This window comes from Flavobacterium magnum, from assembly GCF_003055625.1.
GTDB classification, from domain to species: Bacteria; Bacteroidota; Bacteroidia; order Flavobacteriales; family Flavobacteriaceae; genus Flavobacterium; species Flavobacterium magnum.
This window is the reverse complement of the sequence record NZ_CP028811.1, coordinates 2,857,039-2,873,731: the sequence shown is the minus strand read 5'-3', so window position 1 is coordinate 2,873,731 and position 16,693 is coordinate 2,857,039. Positions and strand designations below refer to the sequence as shown.

Annotated in this window: 16 protein-coding genes; 8 read left to right on the top strand and 8 right to left on the bottom strand. The window is 48.2% G+C overall.

Annotated elements, in window-relative coordinates; all coding sequences use genetic code 11:
* Window positions 1-67: 67 nt before the first annotated feature.
* The 4 genes from gldG to HYN48_RS12195 all read right to left on the bottom strand — a co-directional run bounded on the left by gldG (window position 68) and on the right by HYN48_RS12195 (window position 3,723).
* A complete protein-coding gene (gene gldG, locus HYN48_RS12210; RefSeq protein ID WP_108372099.1) occupies window positions 68-1,732 on the bottom strand; it encodes a gliding motility-associated ABC transporter substrate-binding protein GldG in 1,665 nt (554 codons plus the stop codon).
* Entirely contained in the window at window positions 1,732-2,457 is a 726-nt protein-coding gene (gene gldF, locus HYN48_RS12205; RefSeq protein ID WP_108372097.1) for a gliding motility-associated ABC transporter permease subunit GldF, read from the bottom strand. Before gldF ends, gldG begins: the two co-directional genes overlap by 1 nt.
* A gap of 130 nt (window positions 2,458-2,587) precedes the next feature.
* Window positions 2,588-2,884, bottom strand: a complete 297-nt coding sequence (locus HYN48_RS12200; RefSeq protein ID WP_108372094.1) for a putative quinol monooxygenase — start codon at window positions 2,882-2,884, stop codon at window positions 2,588-2,590.
* Complete coding sequence (locus HYN48_RS12195) at window positions 2,881-3,723, bottom strand: SAM hydrolase/SAM-dependent halogenase family protein (protein ID WP_108372092.1); 843 nt, start codon at window positions 3,721-3,723, stop codon at window positions 2,881-2,883. Before HYN48_RS12195 ends, HYN48_RS12200 begins: the two co-directional genes overlap by 4 nt.
* Window positions 3,724-3,840: 117 nt before the next feature.
* On the opposite strand from HYN48_RS12195, the gene HYN48_RS12190 reads away from it, so the two are divergent.
* The 5 genes from HYN48_RS12190 to HYN48_RS12170 all read left to right on the top strand — a co-directional run bounded on the left by HYN48_RS12190 (window position 3,841) and on the right by HYN48_RS12170 (window position 9,756).
* Window positions 3,841-4,302, top strand: coding sequence for a hypothetical protein (locus HYN48_RS12190; RefSeq protein WP_146171777.1), 462 nt, complete (start codon window positions 3,841-3,843; stop codon window positions 4,300-4,302).
* A gap of 20 nt (window positions 4,303-4,322) precedes the next feature.
* Window positions 4,323-5,273, top strand: a complete 951-nt coding sequence (locus HYN48_RS12185) for a PhoH family protein (RefSeq protein WP_108373627.1) — start codon at window positions 4,323-4,325, stop codon at window positions 5,271-5,273.
* Between the two features lie 292 nt (window positions 5,274-5,565).
* On the top strand, window positions 5,566-5,748 hold the full coding sequence (locus HYN48_RS12180) for a CAL67264 family membrane protein (protein WP_108372088.1): 183 nt from the start codon (window positions 5,566-5,568) through the stop codon (window positions 5,746-5,748).
* Window positions 5,749-5,819: 71 nt separating this feature from the next.
* A complete protein-coding gene (gene ettA, locus HYN48_RS12175; RefSeq protein ID WP_108372086.1) occupies window positions 5,820-7,514 on the top strand; it encodes an energy-dependent translational throttle protein EttA in 1,695 nt (564 codons plus the stop codon).
* A 70-nt stretch (window positions 7,515-7,584) separates the two neighbouring features.
* Window positions 7,585-9,756 (top strand): tetratricopeptide repeat-containing hybrid sensor histidine kinase/response regulator, encoded by a 2,172-nt coding sequence (locus tag HYN48_RS12170; RefSeq protein WP_181248473.1) that lies wholly within the window; start codon window positions 7,585-7,587, stop codon window positions 9,754-9,756.
* 43 nt (window positions 9,757-9,799) lie between these two features.
* Here the strand turns inward: HYN48_RS12170 and HYN48_RS12165 are convergent, their stop codons facing one another.
* Complete coding sequence (locus tag HYN48_RS12165) at window positions 9,800-10,351, bottom strand: superoxide dismutase family protein (RefSeq protein WP_108372082.1); 552 nt, start codon at window positions 10,349-10,351, stop codon at window positions 9,800-9,802.
* 160 nt (window positions 10,352-10,511) lie between these two features.
* On the opposite strand from HYN48_RS12165, the gene HYN48_RS12160 reads away from it, so the two are divergent.
* Both HYN48_RS12160 and HYN48_RS12155 read left to right on the top strand, forming a co-directional pair.
* Entirely contained in the window at window positions 10,512-11,429 is a 918-nt protein-coding gene (locus tag HYN48_RS12160) for a YihY/virulence factor BrkB family protein (RefSeq protein WP_108372080.1), read from the top strand.
* A gap of 454 nt (window positions 11,430-11,883) precedes the next feature.
* Window positions 11,884-12,042 carry a lmo0937 family membrane protein gene (locus HYN48_RS12155; RefSeq protein ID WP_108372078.1) on the top strand — a complete coding sequence of 53 codons (159 nt, stop codon included), beginning with the start codon at window positions 11,884-11,886 and terminating at the stop codon, window positions 12,040-12,042.
* A 179-nt stretch (window positions 12,043-12,221) separates the two neighbouring features.
* Here the strand turns inward: HYN48_RS12155 and HYN48_RS12150 are convergent, their stop codons facing one another.
* Entirely contained in the window at window positions 12,222-12,746 is a 525-nt protein-coding gene (locus HYN48_RS12150) for a hypothetical protein (protein ID WP_108372076.1), read from the bottom strand.
* Window positions 12,747-12,845: 99 nt separating this feature from the next.
* On the opposite strand from HYN48_RS12150, the gene HYN48_RS12145 reads away from it, so the two are divergent.
* Entirely contained in the window at window positions 12,846-13,640 is a 795-nt protein-coding gene (locus HYN48_RS12145; protein ID WP_108372073.1) for an STM3941 family protein, read from the top strand.
* A gap of 46 nt (window positions 13,641-13,686) precedes the next feature.
* On the opposite strand, the gene HYN48_RS12140 is transcribed toward HYN48_RS12145, so the two are convergent.
* Entirely contained in the window at window positions 13,687-15,492 is a 1,806-nt protein-coding gene (locus HYN48_RS12140; RefSeq protein ID WP_108372071.1) for an acyl-CoA dehydrogenase family protein, read from the bottom strand.
* Window positions 15,493-15,511: 19 nt separating this feature from the next.
* Window positions 15,512-16,693: an acetyl-CoA C-acyltransferase gene (locus HYN48_RS12135; protein WP_108372069.1), complete on the bottom strand. Its 1,182-nt coding sequence runs from the start codon at window positions 16,691-16,693 to the stop codon at window positions 15,512-15,514.

Sequence of the window (16,693 nt, the reverse complement as noted above, 5' to 3'; positions counted from 1 at the left end):
TTTACGCGCTCCGCATCCACATGTCGGCCACGCACAAACCTGAATTCCTGCATAGACGGATTCCCGATTATCCCGCGTACCTGCGCTTTCTTAAGAAGCTATAGATCAGGCCGAAGACCAGCAGCAACAGCAAAGGCGCGCCTACAGTCAAAAGCTGTGTTTTGGTGTATTGCTCTTCGACTTTTTTATCATCGAGCAACTGCAGTTCGATGTTCTTATTGCGGATGCCCACCAGGCCATTGTCATCGAGCAGGTAGTTCAGCGCATTGATGAGGAAGTCGCGGTTGCCGTAACTCTGCTGCGTCCACGTGTCAATATCGTTGACCAGTGGCTTCTTGTTGACGTATTTGTAGTTGATGATGTCACCATCGGCAATGACAATCATCTTATTTGGAATGCCGTCGTCGATGGGTTTTTGCGCCTGAAACGGTTTCACGCGGTTCTTAAATGCTGAGGTGAACCTGCCTTCAAGCAGCGTACCGATGATCTGCCCGCCTTCCTTGAACGCATTTTCGTCGACGCCGTCGGTAAAATCCGTTAAGCCCACGCGGATGGGTACGCCGACTGCTTTGGATTGTGCCGAGCTTTTAAGCAATACCGTCTTCTTTATGCCATTTTTCAGCGTATCCATCTGGTTGGCAAATTCGAGCTTCACCAGGTTGACATTTTTATTGATGGCGTGGTTTTCTTCCGATTTGATGATCGGGGAGTACAACCAGTCGACGGGCATTTCGCCGTTTTGGGATTGCACCGTGACCGGCGTTGACAACAGATCCTGGATCAGCCTGCCGTTGATGCGCACGCCGTATTTAAAGAACATGTCGTCGAGGTTCAGGTCCATAGGGAATGCCAGTGACGCCTGCTGTTCGTTCTGCAAACTGTCGAGGTCGATGGCTACCTTGTCGATGAGCCACATCGTTTTGCCGCCTTTTTCAATGAACTGGTCCAGGATGTATTTCTCGTTATTGTTAAACGGCTGTGTGGGTTTGGCAATCAGGGCCGCGTCAAAATGGTTGAGGTTTGACAATACTCTTACCGGGTCATTCTGCAGTGAATCCAGATTGAACTCAGCAATCGTGTAATATTCTTTGGCCGCCATCAGGAAATCGGACATGTATTTGTCACCGATTTCGCCGTTCCCTTTAAGCACAGCGATTTTCTTTTTATTGGTGGTGGTCAGTTTGGTCAGCGCGTCGGTAAACGCATATTCGAGCAGCTGTACTGATTTGCTGATGTTTTGGTCTGAGCTGTTTCCGAAATTGTTAACCAGCAGCGGTACGCGCACCGATTTCTTCCCGACATTGGCGATGGCCCACGGGAATACCTGCGTCTGCGTCTTTTTGCCCTTGACGGTCTGGTTGATGTTTACGGGGACAAATCCGAGTCCGATGAGTTCCTGCTTATACGCGTCGGCATTGGCTTCGTCGGCCATCGGGTCATTGAATTTAAAAACGATGTTCGAATTGTAGGCATTGAATTCCTCGAGCATCTGCCTGGTTTCGGTCTGCAGCCTCTTGAATTCAGCTGGAAACTCACCCGCAAGGAACACGTCAATATACACGGGATCCTTGATTTCCTTTACTACACGACGCGTAGCCTCTGACAGGGTATACCGTTTGTCGGCAGTGAGGTCGAAGCGTTTAAACCAGAACAATCCGATGAGATTGACCAGAATTAATGCGGCGAGGATGAAAGTCAGTTTTTTAAGGCCGGTTTTTGTATGGCTTTTCATCAGGCTTTGGAGGATTTAAGTTTGAAAACGGTCAGCGATAAAAACAATACGGCGATGCTGGTGAAATACACCAGGTCGCGCGTGTCCAGCACCCCACGGCCCATGCTTATGAAATGGTCCTGCATCCCGATTGCGGAAACATAGGATGCAAAAGCTCCTGCATAACCTGCCACACCGTCAAAACCGAAGTAAAACAGGAAACACAGGAAGACCGAAACGATGAAGGCCACGATTTGGTTGTCGGAAAATGTCGACGCAAAGATGCCAATGGCGGTATACCCCGAAATCAGGAACAGCAAACCGAAATAGGATCCTATCGTGCTGCCCATATCGATGTGGCTGGTGTCCATACTGAGGTCGCCGATGACGTACACATACAGCAGGGTAGGGAGGATCGCGAGCACGATCAGCAGTACCGCTGCAAGGAATTTGCCGTTTACGATCTGTGCGATGCTAAGCGGTTTGGTCAACAGCAATTCGAGTGTGCCCTGTTTTTTCTCTTCCGAAAAGCTGCGCATCGTAACAGCAGGAATCAGGAAAATGAGGATCCAGGGCGCGAGCGTGAAAAACGGAGCCAGGTCAGCAAAGCCCGCATTGAGGATGTTGAAATCACCTTCAAAAACCCAAAGGAACAATCCGTTGAGCAGCAGGAAAATGGCAATCACGAGATAACCCATCGGCGAACCGAAGAAGGATTTTATTTCTTTGAGGAGTATCGCTTTCATTTTTGTAGAGTGCCGTGCTGTGACGTGCCCTTGTGCCTGCGCACCCTGACACCCTGAACATCGGCCTTATGGTGTTTGTTAATTACATTCCGGTTTTATTCAATTCAATAGGGTGATGCGAAGTCGCTTCCTACTGCAAACTTACTAATTTATCCACGCTCCACGCTTCGGGCCGTGCATTAAACAATTTTTTGGTAAATGCCCAGACGTCATAAAACAATTCCGACTGCCGGTAATTCTCGAGGTCGTCGTCGGATTCCCAGTAGCTGTAAGTAAAAAAGATACAGGGGTTGTGCCGGTCCTGGTACAGTTCCAGGAAACGGTTTCCGGGCGCATTCCGTATTTTTTCCTTCATCAGTTCAAAATTCTCACGGAAGGCAGGTATATTTTCCTCGTGGAAAGACATTTTTACAATACGTACGATCATGGCTGTACATCAAAATTTATGGTTATCATATCCCGGTAGCCCAATCCCAGTAAGGTCTCAGCGCTGCCGACAGTGTTAGGGTTGCTGCGAAAAATGGCTATTTCAAGGAATCCCGCCTCATTGAAAATTGCGAGCCTTTGGCCTTCATAGTCCTTGATCGGGAATTTATCAGACACGGCAATGTCGGAATACTTCGGCCAGATGGTCCTGATGTGGTTGCGCCCGCGCTTGTCGTTCAGGACAATTTCGTAAGGCCGGCCTTTTGCGGTCTCGACGAAAAGCTGCCGTGAGATGTTGGTCACCACATTCCCGAAATGGTCGATGTAAATCACATACCCCCTGATGGAATCGGCGAGGGCTACAGGCTTGAGCTCCGTGACCTGCTTCATCGATTGTATGTCCTTCCCGATAACATTCAGCTGTCCGCCTCGCGCGATATGGCAGGCTACGGTAACAAACACGTCAAGGTCGGTCGCGTCGGCCGGAAGGCGGTCGTGTATGTTGATTTCCGCCATTTTCTGCGGAACGATTTTTTGCGTCAGCATGCCCAGGATGCCGTTGTCGGCGCAAACGAAATAATGGCCGTCCCATTCCATCGCGATGTGGCGGTTCTCCTTGTTGTATTCGGCATCGATTCCGATCAGGTGCACGGTCCCTTTCGGAAAACTATTATACGCTGCCCCGACGATGTAACTCGCCTGCGCGGTATTGAACGGATCGATATCGTGCGATATGTCAATGATTTGCGCCTCGGCAAACTCTTTCAGGATCTTACCCTTCAAGGAACCCACGAAGTGATCCTTGAGTCCGTAGTCGGTTGTGAGGGTAATTATTGACATAAAATTGTTTATAACTAAAAAGAAAAAGGCTTTAAATTATGCTTAAATTTGAATGCAAAGCTACAGCATTTTGTACTTTATTTACAGACATTTTTTAATTGATATTCGTCTCCCGGTATGATAAAAAGGGTTATTTGTGTTTTCATTATGGTTTTGAGCGTGCAGGCCTATTGCCAGGATCTTGTTTATAAATCGGGAGCCACTATCCTTAACAGTGAAAACCAGAAACTCAGCCCGGATCAAATTCGGGAAATCATGGCTTCGAATTCAGAAGCCGTGGATCTTTATAATTCGGGAAGGAACAAGAAAATCCTGGGCGATTTTTTTCTTTTCACCGGAATCGGACTGATGGCGGAGGAAACGATCCGTGGACTGACTTCCGATATTGATTTTCCCACGACGCTGTTTTATGCGGGCGTCGCCGCGACAATCGTCGCTTTACCGATAAGGATCGGATACAAAAAAAGGATGCGAAGCGCCGTAGCCGGCTACAACAACAAATCCACAGCAAGCCTTTTTAACGGTGTCATTGTTATCGGCAACCGAAATGGCATCGGATTTTGCCTGAACGTAAATTAACAACATAAAAAATATTGCTTTTGAACGAAAGAATCATTGAATTAGTAGACATCGCCCCTAAAGATTTTTGGGGTGCCCAGGATGCCCACCTGGAGACCATCAAGAAATACTACCCGAAATTGAAAATCGTCGCCCGCGGTACCACCATAAAGGCTTTTGGAGAAAAGGAAGTGTTGGATGAATTTGAGAACCGTTTTAACCGGCTGATGCAGCATTTCAGCCGCTACAACCGCATCGACGACAATGTAATAGATCGTGTGATCCAGAGCAATACACAGGAAGAGCAGCGCATGCCGGACAGCGACAAGATCCTGGTACACGGCGTAGGCGGGAAAATCATCAAGGCGATGACGCCGAACCAGCAATTGCTTGTAGACAACATCAACAAGAACGACATGGTTTTTGCAGTCGGTCCTGCGGGTACCGGGAAAACCTATACCGGCGTGGCGATGGCCGTAAAAGCCCTCAAGGAGAAGCAGGTGAAACGCATCATCCTGACGCGTCCTGCGGTCGAAGCAGGGGAAAACCTTGGTTTCCTGCCCGGTGACATGAAAGAAAAGCTTGATCCGTATATGCAGCCATTGTACGATGCCCTGCGTGACATGATTCCGCCGCAGTCGCTCGAAGACTACATCCTGAAAGGCATCATTCAGATTGCGCCATTGGCATTCATGCGCGGGCGTACGCTCGATAACGCCTTCGTAATCCTCGACGAGGCACAGAATACCACGCATTCGCAGATGAAGATGTTCCTGACCCGTATGGGAAAAAACGCCAAGTTTATGATCACCGGCGACCCCGGGCAGGTCGATTTGCCGCGGCGTACCATATCAGGGCTCAAGGAGGCATTACTGGTATTGAAAGATATCGAAGGAATCGGCATCATCTACCTTGACGACAAGGACATTGTGCGCCACAGGCTTGTCAAGAAGGTGATTGACGCGTACAAGCAGATTGAAAACAATGACTGACCGCGGTGGAAAACCGCAATAGCCAGTCACACCATACCTCATGGAAATCCCCTTAAAAAGGGGATTTTTTTATATTTGCAGAAGTCCGTTTCATTGCTGTTTTGGTATGGTTTGCTGCTGTTTTTGTTCGGGAGTTGTTCGGGAGCGCCCGAACAAAACACTGCTTTTCCCGAAGGAAACCCGAAGCAAACCATACCAAAACCCGAAGAAAGTGGTAAGTATGTCCCGGGATTCAAAACTATTACGATAACACAATAATTTTCCCGATATTTGAACGCTCTAAAAAATAAATATGGGAATGAATAAAAACACGATCCTGGGCTGGGCGACCTTAATCATGATCCTGATGGGTTTGTTACTGATTGCTTTAGGTGCCTTCAGGTATGATGATACCGCAGGCTGGGGATTCGGCGCCGTAGGCGTGGGGTTTCTTGCCAATGCCTGGGTGTTCAGTTCGTTAAAAGGCAGGCTGTAGCCGCCAAAACGTCCGGCATTCCCGGCCAACACAAATGCTAAAAAAACAGTTCTAATTTTAAAATAAATCAAATGTCAGACGATAAGAAGGTCATATTTTCAATGCAGCGCGTCAGCAAGACTTATCAAAGCAGTGATAAGCAGGTTTTAAAAAACATTTACCTGAGCTTTTTCTATGGTGCCAAAATCGGGATCCTTGGTCTAAACGGTTCCGGAAAATCCTCATTGCTCCGCATCATTGCCGGTGTCGACAAGAATTACCAGGGCGACGTGGTCTTTGCACCGGGATATACCGTGGGGTACCTTGAGCAGGAGCCCCAGCTCGATGAAACCAAGACCGTAATTGATGTGGTTCGGGAAGGCGTCGCCGAAACCGTGGCCATTCTCGATGAGTTTAATAAGATCAATGACATGTTTGGCCTTCCCGAGGTCTATGAGGATGCGGATAAGATGCAGCAACTGATGGACCGCCAGGCCGATCTGCAGGACAAGATTGACGCTTCAGGTGCCTGGGAACTAGACACCAAGCTCGAAATCGCCATGGATGCGCTGCGTACGCCTGATGGCGATATGCTGATCAAAAATCTTTCCGGCGGGGAGCGCCGTCGTGTGGCGCTGTGCCGCCTGTTGCTGCAACAGCCTGACGTATTGCTGCTCGATGAGCCTACGAACCACCTTGATGCCGAGAGCGTGCTCTGGCTTGAGCAGCACCTCGCGCAGTATGCGGGGACTGTGATTGCCGTGACGCACGACCGTTATTTCCTTGACAACGTGGCCGGCTGGATTTTGGAACTGGACAGGGGAGAGGGTATTCCGTGGAAAGGGAATTACTCGTCTTGGCTCGACCAGAAATCAGCCCGTATGGCCCAGGAGGAAAAAGTGGCATCAAAAAGGAGGAAAACCCTCGAGCGCGAGCTGGACTGGGTAAGACAGGGCGCAAAAGGCCGTCAGACCAAGCAGAAAGCGCGTCTGCAGAACTACGATAAATTGCTCAACGAAGACCAGAAACAGCTTGACGAAAAGCTCGAAATTTACATCCCGAACGGGCCACGCCTCGGAACGAACGTCATCGATGCGCATGGCGTGGCGAAAGCTTTCGGCGAGAAATTGCTTTACGACAACCTGAATTTTACCTTGCCGCAGGCCGGTATCGTCGGCATTATCGGGCCAAACGGCGCGGGTAAGTCCACGATATTCCGGATGATTATGGGCGAGGAGACTCCGGATGCAGGGTCTTTCGGGATCGGGGACACCGTAAAGATTGCCTACGTAGACCAATCGCATTCCAATATCGATCCGAATAAGACCATCTGGGAAAACTTTGCCGACGGCCAGGAACTGATCATGATGGGGGGCAGGCAGGTCAATTCGAGGGCATACCTGAGCCGTTTCAACTTCAGCGGCAGCGACCAGAACAAGAAAGTATCGATGCTGTCCGGAGGGGAAAGAAACAGGCTCCACCTGGCCATGACGCTCAAGGAGGAAGGTAATGTATTGCTTTTGGATGAGCCTACGAACGACTTAGATATTAACACGTTAAGGGCTCTGGAAGAAGGTCTGGAAAACTTTGCCGGCTGTGCGGTGGTCATTTCCCACGACCGTTGGTTCCTGGACAGGATCTGTACGCACATCCTCGCGTTTGAGGGCAATTCAGAAGTGTATTACTTTGAAGGCGGTTTTTCCGAATACGAAGAGAACAAGAAAAAACGTCTGGGCGGCGACCTGACCCCGAAGCGGATCAAGTACAGGAAACTCATCAGGAACTAATAAAATGATTTGGACAGATCCCGGCGTATGGTCGGGATTTGTATTTATTTTTGCTTGCTTTAAATCCGACGTGAAGAAAATAGCCTCGATCATATTACTGCTTTTTGTGCAGGTTTTTTACGCACAATCTGAAGCTGCTGAGAAAAAAGCCGTTGAGAAAATCATCAACGACGCCGCTAAGGCGTTTGACCGGGGTGAATATGAAAAGTCACTGAGCCTGTCCTCAAAAGCCCTCGTCCGCGCGTTCAGGCTTGATGACGATTATCTTATCGCGCATTCCTACAACGCAATTGGCGTGGTGTATGACGAATTTTCAGAATCGAAGCGCGCCATAGAGTTTTACAAAAAAGCGCTTCATTATGCCGAGAATATCGACAATGATGTGTTAAAGGATTTCATCAACAGCAATATCGGCAGTGTTTATTACTACAGTAAGATTGATGTCAGGAAAGGGATTGAGTATTATAAGAAGTCGTTGTACTACGCGACAAAATCGAACGACAGTTCCCAGATTGCGTACGCCAAAATGAACATTACGGCGGCCTGTTTTTACCTAGGCCATTTCAGCGAAGGCATCGTCTACCTGAACGAGGTGAAAGGTTTTATCGAGCGCAAAGGCCAGCCCGAATCAAAGTTGTCTTACTACGGGCTGCTCGGACTTTACAATACCCACGAAACCAAAAATCCCGCCATTGCCGAAGGGTATTACCGCAAAGCGCTTGAAATCGGGCAGCGCAACAACATGATGTCGTTCATGGCCAATACCTATGACAACTACATTGCCCATCTCGAAAAATACAGGAATTTCAGGCAGGCCGATTCCCTCAGGAAGATTTATAAGAAAATCAACGACAGCATTTACCTCGAAAACCGCCCCGGAGACCTCGACGACACTGCGATGCAGATTGAGTTGGACGAGTACAAGGCGCAACTCGTGAAAATTGAAAACGCCAATGAAGCACAGCAGAAAAAAATCCGCGATTCGCGTATCATCAGCGTGCTGTTCGGCATCCTGCTGCTGTTTTTGCTGACGATGGTGTACATGCTGTATAAGAACAACATCTTCCGAAAGAAAATCAATGCCGAGTTAACCAAGGCGAATGAGGAGTTGCGCGCCGCAAAGGAAATTGCCGAGCAAAATTCGCAGCTGAAGACCCAGTTTATCTCTACGGTCAGCCATGAGCTGCGCACCCCGCTTTACGGCGTAATCGGCATCACCGACATGATTTTGGACGAACACAAGGAGCTGGTGAATAACGAGCAGCTGAATTCGCTTAAGTTTTCTGCAAACTACCTGCTCGATCTCGTTAACGATATCCTCCAGATGAATAAGATGGAGGACAAACGGACGGTGTTGGAAGAAATCGATTTCAGTCTGCAGGAGGAGATACTCACCATCCGCAATTCGCTGCAATTCCTGGCCGACAATAACGGGAACACCTTCAGCACCGTGATCGACCCGAACATCCCGGAACGCATTAAGGGCGACGAGCTCAGGTTGTCGCAGATATTGGTCAATCTGGCCAGCAATGCGCTGAAATTCACCCACAATGGTCATGTAAAGATCACCGCCCGGCTCAATGCATTTGTCGACGGCAAATACCTGATCGATTTTACTGTTGAAGACGATGGAATCGGCATCGCCAAGGGGGACCAGGAAAAGATATTCGAAAAGTTTGTGCAGATTGGCAGGAAAGAAGGCGATTATCAGGGTACCGGCCTTGGACTCGCGATTGTAAAGCGGTTGATCGACCTGTTCGGCAGCAGCATCACTCTGGAAAGTGCCGAAGATAAGGGCACGCGTTTCGCATTCACCATTGCGTTTAATCAGGCTGATGAGAAATTGATTGAAACCATAACACCCGAAGTGCAGCAACACCACATGAAACTAAATATCCTTGTCGTAGAAGACAACAAGATCAACCAGATGGTCACCAAGAAAATCATCGAGCGGAACGGACACCGCTGCAGCATGGCCGATAGTGGCGACGACGCGATTGCTTTGGCAACGTCTGAGCCGTTTGACATCATCCTCATGGATATCAATATGCCCGGCATGAACGGCTATGAGACCACGAAAAAAATGCGCGCGATGGGAATGACCACGCCCGTAATTGCGCTCACTGCTTTTGACAAAAAAGAAGTGACCGCCGAAGCGGTCACTGCCGGGATAAATGATGTTATTGTAAAACCGTTCGAGCCTTCGCTGTTATTTGACCTGATCGAAAAACAATTGAAGTAGCTTTCGGTATTGTCCACCTTTTTCCAAAAAAGGATAGGGGATATTATTTGATAATTGCGCTGCAGGCCACCCTTTTACCCGCATTTCCGGCAGGCTGTGACGTAAAGTCGTCCGGGTCCTGGTGCACGATAAGCCCTTTGCCCAGAATGTCTTTTTTGGGATCGCCGCATCCGATGCACCATTCATCTGTCGTCATGGTGATGGTGCCGTTCCCGAATTCATCCGCAGGGAAATTGCCTATATCGCCTTTATGGTAAGCGCCGGTGCCCCATTTGCCGTGGCTTTCGAACGTAGGGTTCCAGTGGCCGCCGGCACTTGACCCATCGGCAGCCGAACAATCGGCTTTCTCATGGATGTGTATCGCGTGAACACCCGGCTTCAGTCCGGATATATTGGCGGTAAAAGTGACTTTCCCGTCGCGTTGCACGAATGTCGCTGTCCCGGAAACCTTACTGTCGCTTTTCGGCATCAGGTCGAGTTTTAGACGCACGGTTTTCGACCTTGGCTGTGCGTTGTCAGATACGCTTTCAGTTTTTGATTTGCAGCTGATCACTATGGCAATTACTGCAGCAGCTGAGATAAGTATTTTTTTCATAATTGTGGTTGTTTTCTTTCAAAGGTAGCAAAAAACACAGTGTCAAAATCGGCAAATGGAAATGTTGTAACAGTCTTTTGAAATTCCAATAGCCAAGGTTGCTAATTTTGTAAGGCATATTCTTTTTTGAAAGAAAATCATTAACAATAAACTCGAAAACATGAAACGAAGGGAAATGGTAAAAAGCGGCTGGCAGCTACTAAAGGACACCTTTAATGAGTTCAATGAGGACAACGCGATTAAACTCAGCGCCTCCTTATCTTACTACACAGTGTTTGCCTTGCCGCCGCTCATCATGATCATCCTGGCCATTACCGGTTTTTTCTTTGGAGAGGAAGCGGTGACGGGTGAATTCTTTGGCCAGATCAACGGCCTTGTCGGTAATGAGGCCGCCATGCAAATCCAGGAGACGATTAAGAACACGCAGCTTTCAGGGAGCACCACTTTTGCCACTGTGTTCGGGATTGTGATGCTGGTGATTGGTGCGTCGGGTGTTTTTGCCGAAATCCAGAGCTCGATCAATTTCATATGGGGGCTTAAGGCCAAACCCAACAAGGGCGTGATGAAATTTGTAAAAAACCGTCTGATGTCGTTCTCCATGATTGCGGTCATGGGATTCCTGCTGATGGTGAGTCTGCTCGTCAACACCGTCATGGACATCCTGAACTCAAAGCTGGCGCTCTATTTCCCAAATGTGACCGTATACCTCTTTTATGGGATCAACACGCTGATCCTGTTCGTGACCACAACAACGCTGTTTTCGATCATTTTCAGGACGTTGCCCGACGGGACCATTGCGTGGAAGGACACGCTGATCGGCTCCGGCGTCACCTCGGTATTCTTTATGATCGGGAAACTGGCCATCAGCACGTATCTTGGGAATTCCACTGTCGCGACGGTGTATGGCGCTGCGGGCTCGGTTATCATCATCTTGGTCTGGGTGTATTATTCGGCGATTATATTGTATTTTGGGGCCGAGTTTACCAAGGTGTACGCGCGGGCGCATGGCCAGAAAATCATTCCTAATGATTACGCAGTGGAGATAAAAAAGGAAATTTTTGAAATTGACAGTAAGTAATATTGTAACATTCGATATTTTAAATGTAACAATACCTCGCGTTAAAGTCTGAATTTTGTAAAATCAAGATGAAACGATACAAATATCCGACGAAATACTTGGATATGTCAAAAATACATTTTTGTTTTGTAGTTTGAAACTTGGAACCTGTTAATTAAGATTGGGGAACGATTGTAAATCTTTACAGTTGGATTTTTTTTAACAAATCATGTTTTAATTGTTTTTGGGAAAGAGACCCTTATGAAAATAAGGGTCTTTTTTATGCCCGTAAGCGAAATTTCCGTTGGTTACGGGGAGTTGATCATGGTCATTTTTGAGACCGATATATTTTATAACTTTTCAAAAATATCCTGTAACAGCCCGCTGCGTTATTATTGCCAATTTTGTAATGTAAGCCGGAAGGAATTCCTGAAAGCTTTAAACCAAACTTTAATAACACTAAACAACAGAAATCATGGGAAATTTACTTTACACCATCGCGGTGATCCTGATCATCATTTGGGCTATCAGTTTCTTCGGAGGATATGCGACAAGCGGAATCATCCACATCTTATTGGTCATTGCAATTATTGCGGTATTGCTGAGGGTAATCCAGGGCAAAAGGCCGGTTTAAAAATACATTTTGTTTTGTAGTTTGAAACCTGAGTAACGAGTATAAAATTGGGGAACGCCCACAAACGTGGGTGAATTTTATATCACGATCATGTTTTAATTGTTTTTGGGAAAAAAGGCTTCTTTAATTAGAAGCCTTTTTTTTATTGGTCTTTACCGATGTACCGGCTACATGGGGTGTCATTTTGTTTTTTCTCCAACAAAATAGTCGCTGTTGGATTTAAACAGCACATTGAAAGTCGTCAGGCTGCCGTAAATTTTCGTAATGTACTGCTGCAAGTCGATCTTTTCAATTTCCTCAAGATTGCTGGCATTGATTTTCTGTTCCATCACGCGAAGGCGGTCGCGTACCATAATAATCTTGTGGAAAAAAGTATCAATCGGGATGTCCTTTGCGGCGAGTCCGCCCTGCCCGGGTTCAAGCACCATCTTGCCGCCTTTCCATTTGTCGGCTATGGCTACGTTTTCGCCAATACCGGACCATTTTTTGAGGATGTCGCGCAGTGAACGCTCCACATCATACAGACTGATCGTATCCACTTCATTTTCTGATGCCTCGATGACCTCAAATGTGTCATTGAGCGCGATTGTTTCCAGTCCGTTTTCTATGAACGTTACCCAGTAATCCTTGGAAGAAACATTCGTAATAACGCCTTTTCCGAATTCCGGATGGTCAATCCGGGAGCCTATGCCTAATAATTTCATTTTTGATTTATTTTGGACGAAAATAGGAATGAAAATTGAATCGGCAAAAAAATATGGAAGTTCCGCGGATTTTTATATTTTCGGGCAAAACATCGTTTTATGTACCAACTGACATTTTATAAATCCCGATGGGTCGGCATCCGGCTGCTCGGTGTTTCCGGCATGTTCGTATCAATCGGTTTGTGGATGGTGTGGCATAAGCCCTATGGCGAGATTACCTATTTTTTCGGTCTCGCAGCGGCCGGCTTCTTCGGCATCGCGATGGGTGCGGCCCTTTTCATTATTTTTGACCGCAGGCCGCAACTGGTAATTACCCCGCGCGGCGTCTGGGACAGGACCTCCAAAAAACAGGAAGTCAGGTGGGATCAGGTATTGGAGACGCGTTTGATTAACATCAACGGACAGCGATTTATTGCAGTAAAGACCACCGACGACTTTGTGTTCCGGGTGAAGCGGTGGCGGTGGGCTACGATGCTGTCCTCTGCTTTTGGTGCCGAGCGGTTTAACCTCGCTTTGGGGCACCTCGCGGGCGACCCTGATAAAATTGCTGCCCTGGTACGGGAGATGCATTCCGCAGACGAGTCCATGCGCAGCCAATTGATACAGCGTTTCAAAACAGCTGCCGAGGCTAACTCGTCGGGATGGACAGGAATGAGGGAATACCTTTACTACTTTCTATTTTTGGTACTTCTGATCGCAATCTCCCTGAATATCCGCGAGGCGTTCCTATACATCATGGTGGCAACGGCCATCCCTACGGTGATTTCTAGGTTTTACCAACGCTGGTCGGCGCAGGGCAGCACACCGAAACTGGTGAGATACTGCGATAACATCGCCTACTTGGGATTTATCCACCTCGTCGCATATTTCTGGATCATACAATTGAATAAATAAAAAAAGCCACAGTTGAAACTGTGGCTTTTACGTTATGATGGGCGGATTAGAAACAGTAGTGATTTTCTTTTACCAGCCTGGATGCGATCTGCTCGCGCAACCCGACAATATTGGGCATGTTGTTGTATTTGGTAAAACGCCGCAATCCCATCAGCATCATGCGCTGTTCATCGCCTTCTGCAAATGAGATAATACTTTCCTTTCCTTTTTGCGTTACAACATCCACTGCCTTGTAAAGGTATAGTTTTGCCATGGCAATCTGTTCGGCGTGGGCGTGCTCGCCGGACGCTTTGGCATTTTTTTCCGTGCGCAGGATCGCGGATTCCGCTATGTAAATTTCAATCAGCATATCAGCGGCGGCCATCAGCAATTGTTGGTGCGCATCAAGGTCGGGTCCGTATTTCTGGACGGCGCCCCCGGCGACCATCAGGAAGGCCTTCTTAAGCTTTGCAATCATTTCCTTCTCTTCCGAAAACAATTCTGAATAGTCGGGCGTATTGAAATCCGGGATGCCCATCAGTTCTTCCTGTACTTTCATCGCAGGCCCGAGTAAATCGACATGGCCTTTCATTGCCTTTTTGATCAGCATGCCCACTGAAAGCATGCGGTTGATTTCGTTGGTACCTTCGTAAATGCGTGAAATACGCGCGTCACGCCAGGCGCTTTCCATCGGGGTGTCTTCAGAGAAACCCATCCCGCCGAGGATCTGGATTCCTTCGTCAGCGCAATTCTGGATGTCTTCAGAAACGGCCACCTTAAGGATGGAACATTCGATCGCGTATTCCTCAACACCCTTGAGTTCGGCTTCCTGATGCGATGCACCTGCGGCTTCGCGTGCCCTGATGCGGTTCTCGATGTCTTTGGCAGCACGGTAGGTGGCGCTTTCACCGGCATAACAGCTCGTGGCCATTTCAGCAAGCTTATAGCGTATCGCGCCGAAACTGGCAATTGGGGTGTTAAACTGCACGCGTTCATTGGCATAATGGACGGCACCGGTCGTTACGCGACGTTGTGCATCCAGGCAGGCAGCGGCGAGTTTTATCCTCCCGACATTCAGTGCGTTCATGGCAATCTTAAAGCCGTTTCCTCTTTCCGAAAGCATGTTTTCCACGGGTACTTTGGTGTCGTTGAAAAATACCTGCCGGGTTGAAGATGCGCGGATGCCCAGTTTGTGTTCTTCCTCATTCATCGAAATACCGTTGGAAGGATCGTTCTCGACAATAAAGCCAGTAATATTCTTATCGTCCTCGATTCGGGCAAAAACGATGAAAAGGCTGCAGAACCCTGCGTTTGAAATCCACATTTTCTGCCCTGTTATCGAATAATATTTGCCATCGGCTGACAGGACTGCTTTGGTCTTCCCGGAATTGGCATCAGATCCTGCGCCGGGCTCCGTTAAACAGTACGCGCCAAACCATTCGCCTGACGCCAGTTTCGGAACGTATTTTTGCTTTTGTTCCTCGGTGCCATATAGCGTAATGGGCATCGTGCCGATTCCGGTATGCGCCCCGAACGCGGTGGAAAACGAGCCTGTAGCACCTGAAATGTAATCGCAGACCAGGACCGTATCCACAAATCCCATACCCATGCCGCCGTAAGCTTCTGGAACCGCGACGCTCAGGAAGCCCATTTCTCCGGCTTTTTTCATGCACTCTTCGGTAAACGCGTAGTCTTTTTTCTCGAAACGGTCTTTGTTGGGCCAGATTTCCTTATCGACAAATTCCTTTACGGAATCGCGCATCATTTTTTGCTCTTCAGAAAAATCTTCAGGAGTGAAGATGTCTTCGCACAGGGTTTCCTTCACAAGGAATTGCCCGCCGCGTGTTACGTGTTTTTCGGTTGTATCAGCCATGAGTTATGTTTTTGAATTGTTATAATAGTTCGTAAATACCGGCGCATCCCTGTCCTGTTCCTACACACATGGTCACCATGCCGTATTTGTTGCCCCGGCGTTTCATTTCATCAAACAGCTGTACCGATAGTTTTGCCCCGGTACAACCCAGAGGATGTCCCAATGCGATTGCGCCGCCGTTGACATTCACGATATCGGGATTGAGTCCCAGCTCGCGGATGACGGCTAACGATTGCGACGCGAAGGCTTCGTTGAGTTCGATGAGCTCAATGTCATCCTGTTTCATTCCCGCTTGTTTCAGTGCCTTGGGAATCGCTTTTACCGGACCGATACCCATTATCCTTGGTTCGACGCCGGCTGAGGCGAAATTCACGAGGCGCGCGATGGGGGTGAGGTTCAGTTCTTTTACCAATGCCTCGCTCATGATCAGTACAAAAGCTGCGCCATCGCTCATTTGTGATGAATTCCCGGCCGTCACGCTGCCGTCAGCCGCAAAAACAGGTTTGAGGTTGTGGAGCGCGGCAATGTTTGTATCGGCACGCGGACCTTCGTCTTTTGTGACAGTGTAGGATTTGGTTTCTTTTTTGCCATTTTCGTTGAGGAACGTCTGTTCGATAGTTATGGGTACGATTTGGGCGTCAAATTTGCCTTCTGCCTGTGCTTTCAAAGCCTTTTGATGCGATTCCAGTGCAAATTGGTCCTGGTCTTCCCGAGATACATTAAACTGTCTTGCGACCGCTTCGGCAGTGAGACCCATGCCCCAGTAGTAGTCTTCGTTTCCATTTTTGGCCAGCGCATAATCCGGCGTGGGTTTATAACCGCCCATCGGGATGTAGCTCATGCTTTCCGCTCCGCCTGCGATGATGCAGTCCGCCATGCCGGATTGTATTTTGGCCGTAGCCATCCCAATGGTCTCAAGACCTGATGCGCAGTAACGGTTTACCGTCACGCCGGGCACGTCGACAATATTCAATCCCATCAGCGATATCAGGCGTGCGACATTGAGTCCTTGCTCAGCCTCGGGCATCGCATTGCCGACCATGACATCATCAATCCTTTTTTTATCAAATTCAGGAAGTCCGTCCATCATATATTGGATGGTTTCGGCTGCCAGTTCGTCGGGCCTTTTAAACCGGAATACGCCCTTAGGTGCTTTACCCACCGCCGTCCTGTATGCTTTTACTATGTATGCTGTTTTCAT

What these genes read in the sequence shown, in the direction of transcription:
- HYN48_RS12155 (WP_108372078.1), top strand. Translation starts at nt 11,884, where the DNA reads ATGGGAAATTTACTTTACACCATCGCGGTGATCCTGATCATCATTTGG.
- ettA (WP_108372086.1), top strand. Translation starts at nt 5,820, where the DNA reads ATGTCAGACGATAAGAAGGTCATATTTTCAATGCAGCGCGTCAGCAAG.
- gldG (WP_108372099.1), bottom strand. Translation starts at nt 1,732, where the DNA reads ATGAAAAGCCATACAAAAACCGGCCTTAAAAAACTGACTTTCATCCTC.
- HYN48_RS12190 (WP_146171777.1), top strand. Translation starts at nt 3,841, where the DNA reads ATGATAAAAAGGGTTATTTGTGTTTTCATTATGGTTTTGAGCGTGCAG.
- HYN48_RS12135 (WP_108372069.1), bottom strand. Translation starts at nt 16,693, where the DNA reads ATGAAAACAGCATACATAGTAAAAGCATACAGGACGGCGGTGGGTAAA.
- HYN48_RS12195 (WP_108372092.1), bottom strand. Translation starts at nt 3,723, where the DNA reads ATGTCAATAATTACCCTCACAACCGACTACGGACTCAAGGATCACTTC.
- HYN48_RS12160 (WP_108372080.1), top strand. Translation starts at nt 10,512, where the DNA reads ATGAAACGAAGGGAAATGGTAAAAAGCGGCTGGCAGCTACTAAAGGAC.
- HYN48_RS12145 (WP_108372073.1), top strand. Translation starts at nt 12,846, where the DNA reads ATGTACCAACTGACATTTTATAAATCCCGATGGGTCGGCATCCGGCTG.
- HYN48_RS12180 (WP_108372088.1), top strand. Translation starts at nt 5,566, where the DNA reads ATGGGAATGAATAAAAACACGATCCTGGGCTGGGCGACCTTAATCATG.
- HYN48_RS12150 (WP_108372076.1), bottom strand. Translation starts at nt 12,746, where the DNA reads ATGAAATTATTAGGCATAGGCTCCCGGATTGACCATCCGGAATTCGGA.
- HYN48_RS12140 (WP_108372071.1), bottom strand. Translation starts at nt 15,492, where the DNA reads ATGGCTGATACAACCGAAAAACACGTAACACGCGGCGGGCAATTCCTT.
- gldF (WP_108372097.1), bottom strand. Translation starts at nt 2,457, where the DNA reads ATGAAAGCGATACTCCTCAAAGAAATAAAATCCTTCTTCGGTTCGCCG.
- HYN48_RS12200 (WP_108372094.1), bottom strand. Translation starts at nt 2,884, where the DNA reads ATGATCGTACGTATTGTAAAAATGTCTTTCCACGAGGAAAATATACCT.
- HYN48_RS12165 (WP_108372082.1), bottom strand. Translation starts at nt 10,351, where the DNA reads ATGAAAAAAATACTTATCTCAGCTGCTGCAGTAATTGCCATAGTGATC.